We start from the raw sequence: 17,705 nt of genomic DNA, 5'->3' as shown, positions 1-17,705 counted from the left end.
GCAACAACTGGGCCCAGAGCGGGTAGGCAGTATATGATCGCCTCTCTGATGAAAGTTGCCACTCGTTGCCTGCGATATAAGCGGCAAACCATCATCTTATAGTGGAAGGTGTTTGCGCAGATTAGATCTAAGTCATGCTGACGGCTGCATGTAATTGAAAATACGCCGAAATGATGCTATGCCGCCTGACCTTGCACCTCTTCAACTGTCCGGCCGTCACGAATATTGTAAAGCCGCTTGAAGGTCGGGATGATCTTTTCGTCATGGGTGACGATAATGATCGCCGTATCAAATTGCCTCGCCATGTCATTGAGCAGGCCCACCACGGCTAGCGCGCGCTGGCCATCCAGCGGCGCGGTGGGTTCATCGGCAAGGATAACCGGCGGGCGATTGATCAGAGCGCGGGCAATCGCCACGCGCTGCTGTTCCCCACCGGAAAGCTGTGAGGGCATCCCGGCTGCACGGTGGCCGACATCCAGCGCATCAAGCAGATCGCGGGCCATCTTTCGAGCCTCTGCATTTGCCTTTCCGGCAAGCATGGGCAGCAGCGCGACATTGTCGGTTACATCGAGAAACGGGATCAGATAGGGCGCCTGAAATATAAAACCGATCATATCACGGCGTAGCGCGCGCAGATCGCGCACTTTCCAGCCATTGTCATAAATGCACTGGTCACCGATTGTCATCTTGCCTGATGTCGGCTCGATCACCGCACCGAGGCATTTGAGCAGGGTGCTCTTGCCCGAACCCGATGGCCCGATCAGCCCTACGACTTCACCTTTGGCTACGGCCATGTCTACCCCGCGCAGGGCATGAACCGCCGTATCCCCGCTGCCGTAGGTTTTGACGACATTCTCAAGGATGATGCCTTCAGCCACCGATCGCCTCCGCCGGATCGACCTTGATCGCGGCCTGGATAGCCAGGAAGCTGGCCAATGTGCAGATCAGCATCACCGCCACGAAGCCCAGGATCGAATCCGATGGCAGCAGCAGGACGTATTTGGGGAAGAAGGGCGCCCATAGGCTGGCCGCGATCTTGCCAACGATGAAGCCGATCAATCCCAGCCCCAGCGCCTGTTGCAGGATCATCCAAGAGATCGTGCGATTGCGGGTGCCGATGAGCTTCAGCACTGCAATTTCGCGGATCTTGCCGATGGTCATGGTGTAGATGATGAAGGCCACGATGGCTGCGCTGACAATCGACAGGATGACCAGAAACATAGCAATTTGCCGGGCCGAGTTGGCAATCAGCTTCTGCACCAGAATCTCTTCCATTTCTGCGCGTGTATAAACTGTCAGGCGTTGCCAGCGGCGGATGTCGGCGGCGACTTCATCGGGATTGGCATCCGGCGTGATGGTGACCAGAATGGCATTGACGTTGGTATTGCCCGATTGAACGGCGTTCACGGCTTGCGCCACCGCCGGATTGCCTGGCGGGTTCAGTTGCGGATTCGCAGCCGTGCGCGCCCGCTGGCGGACAATGGCGTCGCTGTCCTTCTGGAACTGGGCAGTCTGGGCATCCTTCAGCGAAAGGAACAGCATCGGGTCACCACCCGACGACACCATTCTGCTTGTTAGTCCGACGATGGTGTAAAGGTTGCGGCGCACTCTGACGTGGTCGCCGATCGCGAAGCCGGTCTTCACATCGGCCACAGCTTCATAATGACCGCGCACGATCTGGCGTCCGGAAATCAGATGAGTGGGTTGGCCGGGCAATCCCGGTTCGCCCATTTCCGCCCCGACGACCATCACCCGCACATCCTTGTCACCATGAGCGATCTGCATGGTGAGATAGGTGACGCCCGCTGCCTGAGCGACACCGCGCATCGCCTGAATCGGCCGCTCGCTATCCTCGGTCAGGCTGGAGGGCTCGGCATAGGGGCCAAGCGTGTCCTTTTGCACAACCCACAAGTCAGCCCTGCTGTTGTCGAGCAAGGCCTGCGCGTCATCGACCATTCCGCGATAAACCCCGGCCATCGACAGGGTGACGCCGATCAACAATCCCAATCCCATGCCGGTGAGCACAAATTTTCCCCAGCCATGCAGGATGTCGCGCCCGGCCAGGCTGATCATGGCAGCGCATCGACAATGCTGAACCGGCTGTTAGCCGAGAGTGCCTTCGCGCTATGCAGCACGATCCTTTCGCCCTTTGAAAGGCCGCCCAAGACCTGCACCCAGCCGCCGAAATCCTCGGCACCCAACTTGACTGGTGCAAATACAAGATCACCATCACGGATCACCCAGACGCCAACGTGACCATCGATCCGGTGAACGGCTGCATTGGGAATGGCCAATGTTTTTGGTTGCGCTGGCAACGCCACTGTTACTTCGGCCAGTTCACCAATTGATGGTAAGTTTCCGGTGATAGCGAACCGCGCCTTTGCCAGCACTTCTTCCGTCAAAGCATCCGCCATGGGTTCGACGCGTTCGATTGTCCCTGTTAGGGGCGCGTCTGGCCTTGACCGCAAAGCGATCCGCACCGCTTGACCCGTAGCCAGTCCGGCCGATTGGGTTTGGTCAAAGCGCACATTGATCCACAATTGCGCAGGATCGATGATCTCAATCACCGCCTGGCCGGCGACGACGGTCGTGCCCGGTTCGGCCGTCCTGCGGACCACGAGGCCGGCATGTGGTGCGACAAGGCGCAGGTTGGCGCGTTGTTCGACTAGCGCCGCGCGCTCAGAGCCCAAACGTCCACGATCCATTGCGGCGGCACTGCGATTGGCTTGTGCAGCGGCAAGCCCTGCCTGTGCTGCAGCCAACTCCTGTCGGCGCTGATCGACCATCGCATCGGTGACCCAGCCCCCCCGTTTCAGATGTTCCGTCCGTGCTAGTACGGATCGGGTGAGAACGACCCGGGCGTTCGCATCCGCAATCTGCGCGATGGCGGCCTGTTCCAGCGCGGCAGACCGAGCGGTCCCGCCAGCTGCAGCATCAATCCGCTGGTCGAGGTCGATGGGATCGATTTGCGCCAGCAATTGCCCTGCCACCACTGTATCGCCCACATCCACGGCGACCATTGTCACCCGGCCCGCAGCAGTCGGCCCGACCTTTTGCGTGTAGCGCGCTTCGACGGTGCCGATGCCGAACATGGCCGGGGAAACGTTACGCTCTTCCACTTGGGTGACTGTCACGTTGATCGGTGCCAACGGGCCGGATCGAAGGGCGACCCAGGCAAACAGCAACAGCAAGGGCACCAGCACTGCCAGCATTGTCCATCCACGGCGGCTCATGGTGAACGGCAAGGTCATTTGGCTCCTCGCAGCCCATCCAGGAAGACTTCGAAAAGCCTCGCCGATGTCGCAGGCATTGTGGTGAAATCATCGGCCGCCATCGCCTGCATCACCAGCCCTTGCACCATGCCAAGGAACATAGTGGCGGCTGCGGCGCAGTCAGCCTTTTCGTCTATCTGGCCTTGCGCCTTGGCAAGTTCGAGCAGGCCAAGCACACGACTACGATAACCGCTCATCAGCGCCCGCACCCTCACCTTACCGGGGGCGTCAGCATCGCGCTGCAACTCACCGAACAGGATTCGGGGGACTCCGACATGCTCTACAACGAACTCGACATGGGCAGCGAAGATGGCCTGCAATCTATCCTTCGGCGTTGCTCCAGCAACTCCATCAATTCGCGCTAGGAGGGTATCGCTCGTCCAGTCCATCACGGCCAACCAGACAGCTTCCTTGTCGGAAAAATGGCGAAACAGCGCTCCTTGGGTCACGCCCATAAATGCCGCAATCTGTGCAGTTGTGATGTCGGCGGGATTGGTCGCAGCCGCTAGGGCGATCACCGCTTCAACGGTTGCGGCCCGGCGCACATCGGCAGGGAGCTTTTTTCGGGTCATAGGCTACGATAACGTAAAGATAGTAATTAGTCACTACCTTAGTGCAGGCCTCTTTTTCACAGTCATGCGATCGGCAATTCAGGTTGCGAAAATCAAAATTTCAAGGCGCGCGCAAAACCGCTGGCAACTTTCTGCCCTGTGCCAGGTTCGAGCCGGATAAGGTATTCCGCCTGTGACAGAGCACTCTGCGCACCCGAATCCTGATTGGTGACGGGCAACAATCCGCCCGGGGATTGGCTAGCCCGTATGAAGCAAGTCCTTTCGCTTGTGACTTTGACTGTTGCTGCAAGCTTGTGGTCTTCCCAAAGTAACACATCCGATGGGGCACGCCCCTGCAGGCCTGCAAGCAAAGGCGCCAGGAACAGACGCGCTGTAACCATTGCCGAACTGGGATTGCCTGGCAGACCCAGCACCCAGCGCCCTTGTGCTTGCCCCAGCCAGACAGGCTTGCCGGGCTTGATCGCGACCTTCGGGAACAGCAATTCCAGCTCGTGCTCGGCGAACATCGCTTTGGCGTAATCACGTTCACCCACTGATGCACCGCCGGTAACGATAACCAGATTGGCTGCGGCCAAGGCCTCGTCGGCCAACCGCTTTAGGGCCAGCAACTCATCGCCACCGGTATAACGGGCAACGATAGCTGCGCCGAATTGTTCGGCCATCGCTGCGATACCGAATGACACTGACTCCGGAATTGTCAACGGATTGGCGCGCGCGGTTCCTGGCGGTGCCAGTTCATCTCCGGTCGCGATGATCGCGACTGTTGGGCGGCGATAGACAGCGGCTTTAGCTTGGTCTGCCCCCGCCAGCACCATCATTGCGCGCGGATCAAGCAACCGGCCCGCAGGCAGCAGCAAGTCGCCTTCAGCGAAGTCGCTGGCTGCTTTGCGGACATGCCAGCCGGGACCATACCCGCAAGTGATCGTCATGGATTGGCCGTCAAACAAGCAATTCTCTTGCATGACAACTCGGTCCGCGCCTTCCGGCATTGCCGCGCCAGTGAAGATCCGAACGGCTTCGCCTGCTCCGACAGCTGGCGGCAGGGCCGCGCCAGCAAAGCTATGGCCCACGACCCGAAACTGCGCGCCGATCGCTGCGTCGGAATTACGCAAAGCAAAGCCATCCATTGCCGACACGTCACGGCGCGGTGATGGCAGCGCAGCAAAGATTGGTTTAGCCAGCACCCTGCCATACGCATCGATCAAGGCCACATCTTCGCTGGCCAGGGGCCGCAATGCTGCGACCAAAAGCGCCTGAGCCTCATCAAACCCGATCATGTACAGACATCCCGCAATCGCGGCAGGGCTCCGGCGATTGAACAGGGCTTGTGCCGACTGTCGAATTCTAACTCGAGCAGGCCATCCCAGGCATCGCGGCAGGCACCGGTCGACCCCGGGACACAAAAGATGAAGGCATCCCCGGCCTGTCCGGCGAAAGCTCTGGATTGCATCGAGGCAACACCTACGCTTTGCAGGCTCTTCTGATGGAAGGCGACAGAGAAACCGTCCATCTCGCGCCTTAGTAGCGGCCTAACCGCCTCCGGCGTGTTGTCACGCGGCGAAAAGCCAGTGCCGCCGGTGGTCAGGATCACTTCCACTTCGGGACGGAGCAGCCATTGCCGAAGCTGAGCACGGATTACGTCGATATCGTCAACCACGATGGCGCGGCCGTGCAAGGTATGGCCCGCTGAAACCAGGCGCTCGGCAAGCAATGCTCCGGATGTATCGGTGGCCAGGGTCCGCGTATCGGAAATGGTCAGAACAGCCATGCCCAGTGGATGGAATGGCAAAGTGGGATCGATTCCGAGCACTGACGCTACCCTCCAATCGAAGCCAGGTGCGGCGTTGTTCCGCTGTTGCCCTGGTGAAGCCGGTGTTCGGGCGCCTTGGTTGCGGTGAGCGCAGTGATCCGGTCGGTCAGCTCTTCCAATTGTGTGTCGTGCTGAAGCAGCGGGCGCAGATCGATGCCGAAATCCCCGAACAGACACAGGTGCAGCTTGCCCTTTGCCGACACCCGTAGCCGGTTGCAGCTGGCGCAGAAATCTCTCGAATAGGGCGCGATGATGCCGATCCGGCCGCGCCCATATGGGCTGGCATAGTCAATCGCCGGACCCGCCCCAGTTTCGCGCGGCAGGCGCCGCCAACCAGCCTGTTCGAGCTTTTCGGTGATTGCCACACCGGCGAGATGGTGCTGGTCAAAGAAGCCGGGATTGTCATTGGTGCGCATCACTTCGATGAAGCGCAGCGACAGGTCGTGTTCAGTGACAAAGGCGGAAAAGCTGTCCAGCTCGTCGTCGTTCACGCCGCGCATAAGCACCGAGTTGAGCTTGACCGATGCAATCCCAGCAGCGCGGGCGGCGGCAATTCCGTCGAGGACTTCACCCAGCCTGTCATGTCCAGTGATCGCCGCAAACCGCTCTGGCACCAGCGAATCGGCGCTGATATTGAGCGCCGTGATACCAGCCCGGGCATAGTCTGCCGCGCGTTCTGCAAGGCGGTAGCCGTTGGTGGTCATTGCCAGCTTGCTGATCCCCGGCACTGCGGCAACGGTCCGCGCAATCTCGAGCAGTTCGCGGCGCAGGCTGGGCTCTCCGCCAGTCAGTCGCACTTTCCACAAGCCCAGCCGGGCAAAGGCCGTGACCAATCGGCGAATTTCATCGACCGAAAGATTGGCGGACTGGCCGTCCACCTTGCGATAGCCATCGGGCAAGCAATAGCTGCAGCGGAAGTTGCAGACATCGGTCAGCGACAGGCGCAGGTATTCAAAGCGGCGGCCGTGCCCATCGTGAAGTCTGCCGGGCATTCTAGGCGGCCAGTTCCACGCCGCTGACTCCGGCCTGTTCGGCTAGCACCGCGATATATTGCGCCACAGCGCGGCGATAGCTGGCTTCCTCTAGGTATTCTGCAATCAGCGCCTGGGCGGCTTCGAACGGCAACTGCCAGCCTTCGGCGCGCCGTCCCGAGCGGATCACGTGAACCCCGAAACGGGTCCGGACCGGGTTGGGGCACAGCGTTTCTTCGGCCAGCGCGAACAGCGCCTCCTCGAACGGCTTGACCATCTGCCCAGGCTGGACCTGTCCAAGATTGCCGCCCTGTTCGCGCGATGGGCAAGCCGAATGGCTGCGGGCGAGCTCTTCGAAGCGTGAAGGATCGGTCTGAATCTGGCGGATCAGGGTGCGGGCATCGCCCGTCGCCAATCCCATCGCAAAGTCATCAGCGGGATCGGCCTCGATTAGGATATGTGCGGCCTCGACCAGCGGCGGGGTAACGAAGCGTTCCGGGTGGTTGTCATAGAACCGGCGGCAGGTTTCGGGATCGGCCTTGGGCGTCTGGATTTCTTGTGCAAGCAGTGCGTCGATCAGCGCGTCTTCGCGGGTTAAAGCCAGCCCTTCCGCATCGTGGGTATCTCCTGGATCAAGTTCGAGACGAAGCGCTTCATCGAGCAGCAACTGGCGGATCGCCAAGGCCTCAGCTGCTGCAGCCCATGCCGCTTCAGCGCTCGGTGCGGGGTGGTTCTGCGCTTCGGCAGCGATATCGGTAGCCGAGATTTCGCGCCCGCCGACCAGCACGGGATCGGCCATCATGACGCGAGCTTCCGCGAACGCACCACCTGATATCCCGAACGCCAGACGTAACGGACAGGCGCACTCAGCATATGAACCAAGCGCGTGAAGGGGAATAGGAACAGGATCGTCAGGCCCAGCACAAGGTGCAGCTTGAACACCAGCGCGACATCGCGGATCTGCTCAGCCGCGCCGACACGGAAGGTGAAGATGCCTTGGGCCCAGTTCATGAACTTGACCATTTCGTGACCATCAAGATGCTGGGCCGAGATCGGAATGGTGGAGAGGCCGAGTGCAAGCTGCAGCCACAGCAACAGGATGACCATGTTGTCGCTGAAGCTGGATGCAGCGCGAACCCGGGGATCGAAAAAGCGGCGATGGATCAGCAAGGTGGCACCGATGATCGCAATCACCCCGGCCACGCCGCCAGCTACGATCGCCAGCAACTGCTTGGCACCATGCGAAATGCCCAAGGTATCGAACAGAACTATCGGGGTCAGCAATCCAACCAGATGCCCGGCGAAGATCATCAGTACGCCCAGATGGAACAGCACCGATCCGACCATCAGTTGCTTGCGGCGCAGCAACTGGCTTGATCCGGCTCGCCACGAATAGGGTTCACGATCGTAACGAATGACCGATCCCACGGCGAGGACGGCGAGCGCGATGTAGGGAAAGATCGCAAACAGCAGGTGGTGGATGAAATCAGCCATGGATCGAGCTCCGGACAGGTTCAGGGATGAGCATGCGGTCAACCATCGCGGCAACTTGTGGGCATTCGCCAGTGCTAGGGGCAGCCGGGGCGTCGAAGCGGATTTGCTCTTCCGCCCAGGCCGCATCGAGCGCGGCAAGGTCATCGGGATCATCAGCTGGGGCGATTTCGAATGCTTCGCCTCCTGCCCCAGCCAGATCGGCCAGAATTCGCATCGGTGCCGCATAAGGCGTGCCCTTTTCCTCAAGCCGCTCGGCCAGCGCAGACAAGATCACACCCGGCTGCGCCAGTTCGTCCGCCGCTTGTGCGGCCGGCAGGACTGACAAGTATTCAAGCATCAAGGGGAGATAATCGGGCAATTCCTTTGCTGCGATCTCCAGTCCTTGCGCTTCATACCGATCCCGCAGGTCAACCATCGCCTGCCCGCGATCGCGGCTTTCACCGTGAACGTGTTCAAACAGATGCAGCGACAGCGCCCGCCCCCGATCAAACAAGCCGACATAGCGCTCCTGCAGATCGAGCAAGTCGGTACTGGCCAAATCATCCAGCAGTGGCTGCAATCGGGCACGCTGCTCGGCCGAAAGCAGGCCGTCACTTGCTAGCGCACCAGCCAGTTCTGGCGCGGCTTGCTGCACGGCGACATCAGGATAGCGCAGCAGCGCTGACAAGACGCGAAGGGTCAGGCGCATCAGAACACCTCCGTCGGGGTTTGGAGCTTCTTGCGGGCCGGGGCACCGAACAGGTTAGTGTCGTTGGACCCGCCCGAGCAGCCATTGCCGAACGAGAAACCGCATCCGCCCTTTTCGTCGTACATGTCCTCGGCGTCCTCGCGGTGGCCTGTGGGGATCACGAAGCGGTCTTCGTAGTTGGCGATGGCCATGATCTGGTACATCTCTTCGATCTGCCCTGCGGTCAGACCCACTTCCGTGGCAATGCCTTCGTTGATAACGCCGTCCACGGTCTTGCCGCGCATATAGGCGCGCATCGCCAGCATCCGTTCGAGCGCGTCGATCACCGGGGCCTCCTTGCCCGCAGTGAGCAGGTTGGCGAGGTATTTGACCGGGATACGCAAGCTGCGGACATCGGGCATGCCGTTACGGGCAGATATCTTGCCCGCACTGGCCGCATTGTTGATTGGCGAAAGCGGTGGAACGTACCACACCATTGGTAGAGTGCGGTATTCGGGGTGGAGTGGGAAGGCGACCTTCCATTCCATCGCCATCTTCCACACCGGCGAGCGCCGCGCAGCCTCAAGCCAGGCTTCGGGAACGCCGTCCTTACGGGCCTGCGCAATCACGTTCGGATCATTGGGATCCAAGAAGATGTCGAGTTGGGCCTGATAGAGGTCCTCGACATTTTCAGCGCTGGCCGCTTCCTCAATCCGGTCCGCATCGTACAGCATCACACCAAGGTAGCGGATCCGTCCAACGCAGGTTTCGCTGCAGACCGTCGGCTCGCCCGCCTCAATCCGGGGGTAGCAGAATATGCACTTCTCGCTCTTGCCGCTCTTCCAGTTGAAATAAATCTTCTTGTAAGGGCAACCCGAGATGCACATCCGCCATCCGCGGCACTTCTCCTGATCAATCAGGACAATCCCGTCTTCCTCGCGCTTGTAGATCGAGCCTGAAGGACAGGCTGCGACGCAAGTGGGGTTCAGGCAGTGTTCGCACAGCCTTGGCAGGTACATCATGAACGTGTTTTCGAACTCGCCGTAGATTTCCTTCTGGACGCCTTCGAAGTTGTAATCGGCGCTACGTTTGGAAAATTCACCGCCGAGGATTTCCTCCCAGTTGGGGCCGCCTTCGATCTTTTCCATGCGTTTGCCCGTGATCAGGCTGCGCGGGCGCGCGCTGGGGAATGCCTTGCTTTCCGGCGCCGATTGCAGGTGGCCGTAATCGAAGGTGAAGGGTTCATAGTAATCGTCGATCTCGGGCAGATCGGGATTGGCGAAAATCTTTGCCAGCAGCCGCCATTTGCCGCCCATCTTCGGGCGGATCGAACCCGTCGTGGAGCGTTCCCAGCCCCCGTTCCAGCGCTTCTGGTTTTCCCAATCCTTGGGATAGCCGATGCCGGGCTTGCTCTCGACATTGTTGAACCAGGCGTATTCCATCCCTTCGCGGCTGGTCCAGACGTTCTTGCAGGTGACCGAACAGGTGTGGCAGCCAATGCATTTGTCGAGGTTGAGCACTTTGCCGATTTGCGCGCGGACCTTCATGCTACAATCTCCCCTGCGCCAAGAGGGCCCTCGAGCCATTCGACCTTGCTAAGCTTGCGAACGATCACAAATTCATCGCGGTTCGATCCGACGGTGCCGTAATAATTGAAGCCATAGGCCTGCTGGACGTAGCCACCGATCATGTGGGTCGGCTTCAGGATCGCGCGGGTCACCGAATTGTGGATCCCCCCGCGCTGTCCGGTCAGCACCGAGCCCGGCACATTCACGTGCTTTTCCTGGGCGTGGTACATGAACAGCGTGCCTTCCTTCATCCGCTGGGATACGACCACCCGGGCAACCAGCGCGCCGTTGGCGTTGAAAGTCTCCACCCAGTCATTATCGACCAGATCGGCCTTGGCGGCGTCCACCTCGCTCATCCAGACGATCGGTCCGCCGCGCGACAGGGTCAGCATCAGCTGGTTGTCGGTATAGGTCGAGTGGATCCCCCACTTCTGGTGCGGAGTGATGAAGTTCAGCACCACGTGCTTCTGCCCCTCGGCTTCGGCCAGCATCGGGGCGACCGCCTTGGTGTCGATCGGCGGGCGGTAGACGCACAGCGCTTCGCCAAACGCCAGCATCCACTTGTGGTCCTGATACAGTTGTTGCCGCCCGGTCAGGGTGCGCCAGGGGATCAGTTCGTGAACGTTGGTATAGCCAGCGTTGTAGCAGACGTGCTCGCTTTCAATTCCGGACCAGGTCGGCGAAGAGATGATCTTCCTTGGCTGGGCCTGAATGTCGCGGAAGCGGATCTTCTCGTCTTCCTTGGGCTTGGCCAGATGGGTGTGATCGATCCCGGTAAATTCCGACAGCGCCTCCCACGCCTTTACCGCAACTTCGCCGTTGGTTTCGGGCGCCAGCATCAGCAGCACCTCGGCCGCGTCGATCGCGGTTTCGATTCTGGGCATACCCTTGGTCGGGCCGTCTTCGGTCACCCGTCCGTTGAGATCGCGCAGGTTTTCAACCTCGACGTTGGTGTTCCAGCTGATCCCCTTGCCACCATTGCCGAGCTTGTCGAGCAGGGGACCCAGCGCGGTGAAACGCTTGTAGAGGTTCGGGTAGTCCCGCTCGACCAGCGCAACATTGGCCATGGTCTTGCCGGGGATCGGTTCAACCTGGCCCTCGCCCCTGTCGGCCACGTCGAACGGTTGGGCCAGTTCGTTCGCGGTATCGTGCTGGATCGGCACCAGCACCACGTCCTGTTCAACGCCCAACACTTCGGACGCCACTTCGGAAAAGGTCTTGGCCAGGCCTTTGTAGATGTCCCAATCGCTGCGCGATTCCCAAACCGGATCGACCGCAGCCGACAAGGGGTGGATGAAAGGATGCATGTCGGACGTATTGAGATCGTCCTTCTCATACCAGCTGGCGGTCGGCAGAACGATGTCGGAATAGACGCAGGTGGTCGACATCCGGAAGTCGAGCGTGACCAGCAGGTCGAGCTTCCCTTTGGGCGCCTCATCGTGCCATTTCACATCCTTGGGCTTTTGCAGCCCCATTTCACCCAGATCCTTGCCCTGAACGCCGTGGGCGGTACCGAGAAGGTGCTTGAGGAAATATTCGTGACCCTTGCCCGAAGATCCGAGCAGGTTCGAGCGCCAGACAAACATATTGCGCGGCCAGTTGGCCGGATCGTCAGGATCGAAGCACGACATTTCTAGCTCGCCCGATTTGAGCGCGGCCGAAACATAGTCTGCGGCGCTCTTACCCGAGGCTTTGATCGCCTTGCCCACTTCGAGCGGATTGGTCTTGAGCTGCGGCGCTGACGGCAGCCAGCCCATCCGTTCAGACCGGGCGTTGTAATCGATCAGGCTGGCATCCCAATCTCCGTCTGGCGCAGTGGGAGAAAGGATCTCGCTGACCCCAAGCGTTTCGTAACGCCACTGATCGGTGTGGGCATAGAAGAAGCTAGTGGAATTCATCTGGCGCGGCGGACGGCTCCAATCGAGCCCGAAGGCCAATGGCAGCCAACCGGTCTGCGGGCGTAACTTCTCTTGGCCAACATAATGTGCCCAGCCGCCGCCCGACTGGCCGACGCAGCCGCACATCACCAGGAGGTTGATGATCCCCCGGTAGTTCATGTCCATGTGGTACCAATGGTTGAGGCCTGCCCCCAAGATCACCATCGACTTGCCATTTGTGGCTTCGGCATTGGCGGCAAATTCACGCGCCACGGTGATGATGTGATCAGCCGGAATGCCGGTGATCGTCTCGGCCCATGCCGGAGTATAGGGGCTGGCATCGCCGTAATCGCGCGCGACGTGTTCGCCGCCAAGGCCGCGATCGAGGCCGTAGTTGGCGCAAAGCAAATCGAACACCGTGGCGACGTAAGTCCGGCCCTCGGTCAGCTCCAGTTCGCGCACCGGCACGCGTTTCAGCAGCACGTCGGGGTGATCGGTGCCCTGGAAGAAGTCGTGTTCGCGGTTGCCGAAATAGGGGAAGGCAACGTCCAACACTTCATCATGGTCCTTGTCGAGGATCGCGGTCATCCGCAGCTTTACGTCGCTGCCTTGCCCATCCTTCTCCTCAAGGTTCCACTTGCCTTTTTCGCCCCAACGGAAGCCAGCCGTGCCAGACGGGGCAACCACTTCATCGCGAGCATCGTCGATCGCGACGGTCTTCCATTCGGGGTTGTTGGCCTCGCCCAGGTTGCCCGCAAAATCGGACGTGCGCAGCAACCGGTCAGGCACGAAGCGGCCGTCTTTTTCAACCAACCGGACCAGCATAGGCATATCGGAATAGCGGCGGCAGTAGTCCTCAAAATAGGGCACTTGCCGGTCGAGGTGGAACTCGCGCAGGATCACATGACCCATCGCCAGCGCCAGTGCGGCATCGGTGCCAGCCTTTGGGTTCAGCCAGATATCGGCGAACTTTGTCGCTTCGGCATAGTCGGGCGAAACAACCGCCACCTTGGCCCCGCGATAGCGCGCCTCGGTCATGAAGTGGGCGTCGGGTGTGCGGGTTTGCGGCACGTTGCTGCCCCACAGCATCAGAAAGCCGGAATTGTACCAGTCGGCGCTTTCGGGAACGTCGGTCTGTTCACCCCAGGTCATCGGGCTGGCGGGCGGCAGATCACAGTACCAGTCATAGAACGACATGCAGGTCCCGCCGAGCAGTGAGAGATAGCGCGATCCCGCCGCATAACTAACCATCGACATCGCCGGGATCGGGCTGAATCCGATCACCCGGTCGGGGCCATAGGTTTTGGCGGTAAAGGCATTGGCGGCCGCGATGATCTCGTTGACCTCGTCCCAGGTCGAACGGACGAAACCGCCGTGGCCGCGGATCGCGGTGTAGCTCTTGCGCTGCTCGGGGTTGTTCTGGATCGAAGCCCAGGCTGCGACCGGAGGCAAAGTAGCCCGCGCCGCACGCCAAAATTTGACCAACCTCTTACGGATCAGTGGGTACTTCAGCCGGTGGGCTGAATAGATGTACCAGCTATAGCTCGCCCCCCGCGGGCAGCCGCGGGGTTCGTGGTTGGGCAGCTCGGGCCGGGTGCGCGGATAGTCGGTCTGCTGGGTTTCCCAGGTGATGATCCCGCCTTTGACGTAGATCTTCCAACTGCACGATCCAGTGCAGTTCACCCCGTGGGTTGAGCGCACGATCTTGTCGTGCTGCCAGCGCTTGCGATAGCCGTCCTCCCAATCGCGGGCCTCGGCGGTAGTCACGCCATGGCCGTCAGAAAATGTCTCTTTCTTCTGGGCGAAGAAAGTCAGGCGGTCGAGCAGATGGCTCATGCGGTGGCTCCTTGGGCAATCGGGGCAGTGGCGGTTAACCCACGTTCAACATCGTGCAGCAGGCCACCCTTGCGGGTGTAGGCCCACCAGGTCAGCGCAGCGCAGCTGGCGTAAAAGACGATGAAGCCATAGAGCGCCGCCATTGGCGTACCCGTGGCTGAAATCGACATCCCGAAGGCGCGCGGGATGAAGAAGGCCCCGTAGGCCGCAATCGCCGAAGTGAAGCCGACGATCGCCGCCGATTCCTTTTCGGCCTGGCGGGTGCGCTGGGCAGCGTCCAGCTCGGGCATCAGCCGCGGCACTTCCTGGCGCATGATCTGAGGGATCATCTGGAAGGTCGAAGCATTGCCTACCCCGGTCACGAAGAACAGGAAGACGAACATGCTGAGGAAGCCGTTGAAGTCCTTGGCCTCAAGGAAGTGGATCACGCCCAGCGCGCCCACGATCATGCCGATGAACACCCAGAAAGTGACTCGTCCGCCGCCCCAGCGATCGGCGACCCAGCCGGTGGCGGCGCGGCTGATTGCGCCCACCAATGGCCCCAGGAACACGTATTTCAGCACGTTCACATCGGGGAACTGGCTCTTGGCGAGCAGCGGCAGGCCTGCAGAAAAGCCGATGAACGAACCAAAGGTCCCGGTGTAGAGCCAGCACATCAGCCAATTGTGCTTGCGCTGGAAGATCACCGACTGTTCGGCGAAGCTGGCCTTGGCATCGGCAATGTCATGCATCCCGAACCAGGCGAGCAGCGTGCTGGCGATGATGAACGGCACCCAGATGAAACCGGCGTTCTGCAACCACAACTGGCCGCCGTCCTTGGTTGCGATTGGTTCACCGCCCAAGGCACCAAACACACTAGCCGTGATCACCAGCGGAACGGCGAATTGCATCACCGACACACCAAGGTTGCCGAGGCCTGCATTGAGCGCCAACGCGTTGCCCTTTTGCGCCTTGGGGAAGAAGAACCCGATGTTCGACATCGAACTAGCAAAGTTGCCCCCGCCAAAACCGCACAGCAGTGCCAGGACCAGAAAGATGAAATAGGGCGTATCCGGGTTCTGCACCGCATAGCCGATCCCGAATGCCGGGATCAGCAGGGTAGCGGTGCTGAGCGTGGTCCATAGCCGCCCACCAAAGATCGGAACCATGAAGGAGTAGAATATCCGGAAGGTCGCGCCGGAAAGGCCCGGCAGCGCGGCCAGCCAGAACAGCTGGTCGGTGGTATAAGCAAAGCCAATGAGGGGAAGCTTTGCGACCACCACCGACCAGACCATCCACACGCTGAAAGCCAAGAGCAGCGCGGGGATCGAGATGTAGAGATTGCGATTTGCGATGCGCTGGCCGGTTTCCTCCCAGAACTGGGAATCCTCGGGTCGCCAGTCGGTCAGAACCTTGCCTTTGACTTCATGCGCCGCATGCGTCTCGGCATCGTGCAGACCGGCCATTTCTGGGAATTGCGGCAGCGAACGGGTATCGATGCCTGCCGCCTTCTGTTCCATCTGACGGATCGCCATGTGCATCCAGGCGAGCGCCACCGCGACCAGCGCGAACAGCACCATGAAGCAACTGGTCCAGATGCCCGTCAGGTCACTGACTGCACCGAACACGATCGGCAGCACGAAACCGCCCAGCCCGCCGACCAGCCCGACCAGGCCGCCGACCGAACCGACATGATCGGGGTAGTAGACCGGGATGTGCTTGTAGACCGCAGCCTTGCCCAGCGACATGAAGAAGCCCAGCACGAACACCGCGATTACGAAGGGCACCAGGCTCATCGACGTCGCGAAGTGTAGATCGCCCTTCACCCCGTGGATCGTGTAGTCGGTGGAAGGGTAGGACAGCATGAACAACAGCAGCATCGACACGCCGAAAGTGGCGTACATGATCCGCCGCGCGCCGTAGCGATCCGATAGCACGCCGCCATAGGCGCGGAACAGCGAAGCCGAAAGCGAGAAGGTTGCCGCGAGCATCCCCGCAACCTTGATGTCGACGCCATAGACCCCGATCAGATATTTCGGCAGCCACAGCGCCAGGGCAACGAAGGCCCCAAACACAAAGAAATAGTAGAGCGAAAAGCGCCAGACTTGTTCGTTCTTGAGCGGCTCAAGCTGCTCTTTCAGGCCCTTGGGCTTGTCGCCGCTGATCTTCCGCGCGGCCAGATCGGGATCGTCGTTTGCGAAGATGAAGAAGAGCACGGCGGTAACCGCCAGCACCGACGCCCAGATCAGCGCCACAGCCTGCCAGCCCATTGCTACCATGATCCATGGAGCAACGAATTTGGTCACCGCCGCGCCGACATTGCCCATTCCGAAGAAGCCGAGCGCAGAACCTTGCTTTTCTTGAGGATACCACTTGGAAACATAAGCCACGCCAACCGCGAAGCCGCCCCCGGCCATTCCCAGCCCGAGAGCTGCGACCAGCATCAGGGCGTAACTATCGGCAAAGGTAAGCAAATAGGTGGAAAGCGCCGAGGCCAGCATGGTCAGCGGAAAGACCAACCGTCCGCCGTATTGGTCGGTCCAGACCCCCAGCATCAGGCGGACCAAGGATCCGGTCAGGATCGGCGTGCCGACCAGCAGGCCGAACTGGGTGTCGTTGAGGCCTAGGTCCTGCTTGATCTGGATTCCGATGATCGCAAAGATCGTCCAGACTGCAAAGCAGACGGTGAAGGCGAATGTGCTGAGCCCGAGGGCCCGGTTCTGTTCACCTGAGCTGGCCGTTTGCTGGAGTGGCATAGTGATTTCCCGCCTGTTTGGGTTTGTTGCAGCAGGGCATGGCCCGATATACGCGAACAGGCTTGATCCGGATCAAATTGGCTCGATCCAGGCTAGGAAAGCGAAATTGCCCTGATCCGCAGCTGATCTAGGCCTGCGGTAGATCAAGTCGATGATTGATGAACATCAATTCTAACGCTAGAGGAGCCTAAGTTCCCAAGGAGTGTCCCGATCCGTGAGAGTTGCTGAAAGGCCAGAGATTGCCAGGTTGCCATTGTTCCGGGAAATGCAGGAGGAACAGCGCGAGCGGATTTTTTCGGGGTCGTTCCTGCAGGTATTTCCGCCGCAATTGACTCTGTTTGAGCTCGGCCAACATCCTGACTTCCTGCACGTGTTGGTCGATGGCCTGGCTGAACTCTATGCAACCAGCGCTGGCCGCGACACGACTATGCGGATTGTCGAACCGGTGACCAGTTTCATCTTGGCCGCGGTGGTAACTGACATGCCTTACCTGATGTCAGCCCGCACCTTAACCGCCTCGCGCATTCTGCTGGTCCCAGCCGCTTTGGTTCGAGAGGTGGTCAAGCAGGACTGCGCCTTGATGCAGGCGACAATGCGCGAACTGGCTTTGGCATATCGCGACATGGTTCGCGCATTGACTGATATGAAGCTGCGCCAGTCGGCCGAGCGACTTGGCAATCTTGTTCTCGATCAGGAGCGCAGGCAGGGCGGCACCGGCCGGGCTCAGCTGCGCGCTGAAAAGCGCCTGATCGCATCGCTACTGGGAATGACACCGGAAAATCTCTCGCGTGCCTTTGGCGTTCTTGGCCAGCACGGGCTCGAAATCGATGGCGCGACAGTGCGGATTGCCGACCGCGCCGCGCTGGAGGCGTTCTCTCGCCCGGATCCGGTGCGGGACTGATC

At 60.3% G+C, this 17,705-nt stretch carries 14 protein-coding genes; 1 reads left to right on the top strand and 13 read right to left on the bottom strand.

Annotation, left to right across the window (positions count from 1 at the left end):
- Window positions 1-176: 176 nt before the first annotated feature.
- The 13 genes from B2V17_RS08145 to B2V17_RS08085 form a co-directional block, all read right to left on the bottom strand.
- Window positions 177-878, bottom strand: coding sequence for an ABC transporter ATP-binding protein (locus B2V17_RS08145; protein ID WP_292996842.1), 702 nt, complete (start codon window positions 876-878; stop codon window positions 177-179).
- Complete coding sequence (locus tag B2V17_RS08140; RefSeq protein WP_292996841.1) at window positions 871-2,073, bottom strand: ABC transporter permease; 1,203 nt, start codon at window positions 2,071-2,073, stop codon at window positions 871-873. Before B2V17_RS08140 ends, B2V17_RS08145 begins: the two co-directional genes overlap by 8 nt.
- The gene (locus B2V17_RS08135; protein WP_292996840.1) at window positions 2,070-3,251 is read right to left on the bottom strand and encodes an efflux RND transporter periplasmic adaptor subunit; all 1,182 of its coding nucleotides are present in this window, start codon (window positions 3,249-3,251) and stop codon (window positions 2,070-2,072) included. The genes B2V17_RS08140 and B2V17_RS08135 overlap by 4 nt, the downstream gene beginning before the upstream one ends.
- Window positions 3,248-3,844 carry a TetR/AcrR family transcriptional regulator gene (locus B2V17_RS08130; protein ID WP_292996839.1) on the bottom strand — a complete coding sequence of 199 codons (597 nt, stop codon included), beginning with the start codon at window positions 3,842-3,844 and terminating at the stop codon, window positions 3,248-3,250. The genes B2V17_RS08135 and B2V17_RS08130 overlap by 4 nt, the downstream gene beginning before the upstream one ends.
- Before the next feature lie 92 nt (window positions 3,845-3,936).
- Window positions 3,937-5,121, bottom strand: coding sequence for a molybdopterin molybdotransferase MoeA (locus B2V17_RS08125; protein ID WP_292996838.1), 1,185 nt, complete (start codon window positions 5,119-5,121; stop codon window positions 3,937-3,939).
- A complete protein-coding gene (locus B2V17_RS08120) occupies window positions 5,118-5,612 on the bottom strand; it encodes a molybdenum cofactor synthesis domain-containing protein (protein ID WP_292996837.1) in 495 nt (164 codons plus the stop codon). The genes B2V17_RS08125 and B2V17_RS08120 overlap by 4 nt, the downstream gene beginning before the upstream one ends.
- Window positions 5,613-5,659: 47 nt before the next feature.
- Window positions 5,660-6,646, bottom strand: a complete 987-nt coding sequence (gene moaA / locus B2V17_RS08115) for a GTP 3',8-cyclase MoaA (RefSeq protein WP_292996836.1) — start codon at window positions 6,644-6,646, stop codon at window positions 5,660-5,662.
- A 1-nt stretch (window position 6,647) separates the two neighbouring features.
- Entirely contained in the window at window positions 6,648-7,427 is a 780-nt protein-coding gene (locus tag B2V17_RS08110) for a peptidylprolyl isomerase (RefSeq protein WP_292996835.1), read from the bottom strand.
- A complete protein-coding gene (gene narI / locus B2V17_RS08105) occupies window positions 7,424-8,119 on the bottom strand; it encodes a respiratory nitrate reductase subunit gamma (RefSeq protein WP_292996834.1) in 696 nt (231 codons plus the stop codon). Before narI ends, B2V17_RS08110 begins: the two co-directional genes overlap by 4 nt.
- Window positions 8,112-8,807 carry a nitrate reductase molybdenum cofactor assembly chaperone gene (gene narJ / locus B2V17_RS08100; RefSeq protein ID WP_292996833.1) on the bottom strand — a complete coding sequence of 232 codons (696 nt, stop codon included), beginning with the start codon at window positions 8,805-8,807 and terminating at the stop codon, window positions 8,112-8,114. Before narJ ends, narI begins: the two co-directional genes overlap by 8 nt.
- Entirely contained in the window at window positions 8,807-10,333 is a 1,527-nt protein-coding gene (gene narH, locus B2V17_RS08095; protein ID WP_292996832.1) for a nitrate reductase subunit beta, read from the bottom strand. The genes narJ and narH overlap by 1 nt, the downstream gene beginning before the upstream one ends.
- Window positions 10,330-14,067 carry a nitrate reductase subunit alpha gene (locus B2V17_RS08090; RefSeq protein WP_292996831.1) on the bottom strand — a complete coding sequence of 1,246 codons (3,738 nt, stop codon included), beginning with the start codon at window positions 14,065-14,067 and terminating at the stop codon, window positions 10,330-10,332. Before B2V17_RS08090 ends, narH begins: the two co-directional genes overlap by 4 nt.
- Complete coding sequence (locus B2V17_RS08085) at window positions 14,064-16,802, bottom strand: nitrate/nitrite transporter (protein WP_292996830.1); 2,739 nt, start codon at window positions 16,800-16,802, stop codon at window positions 14,064-14,066. The genes B2V17_RS08090 and B2V17_RS08085 overlap by 4 nt, the downstream gene beginning before the upstream one ends.
- A gap of 202 nt (window positions 16,803-17,004) precedes the next feature.
- On the opposite strand from B2V17_RS08085, the gene B2V17_RS08080 reads away from it, so the two are divergent.
- Entirely contained in the window at window positions 17,005-17,703 is a 699-nt protein-coding gene (locus B2V17_RS08080; protein WP_324475589.1) for a cyclic nucleotide-binding domain-containing protein, read from the top strand.
- Window positions 17,704-17,705 lie beyond the last annotated feature (2 nt).

The organism is Novosphingobium sp. UBA6272 (assembly GCF_002440635.1).
GTDB lineage: Bacteria > Pseudomonadota > Alphaproteobacteria > Sphingomonadales > Sphingomonadaceae > Novosphingobium.
This window is presented reverse-complemented; position numbering and strand designations above follow the sequence as displayed.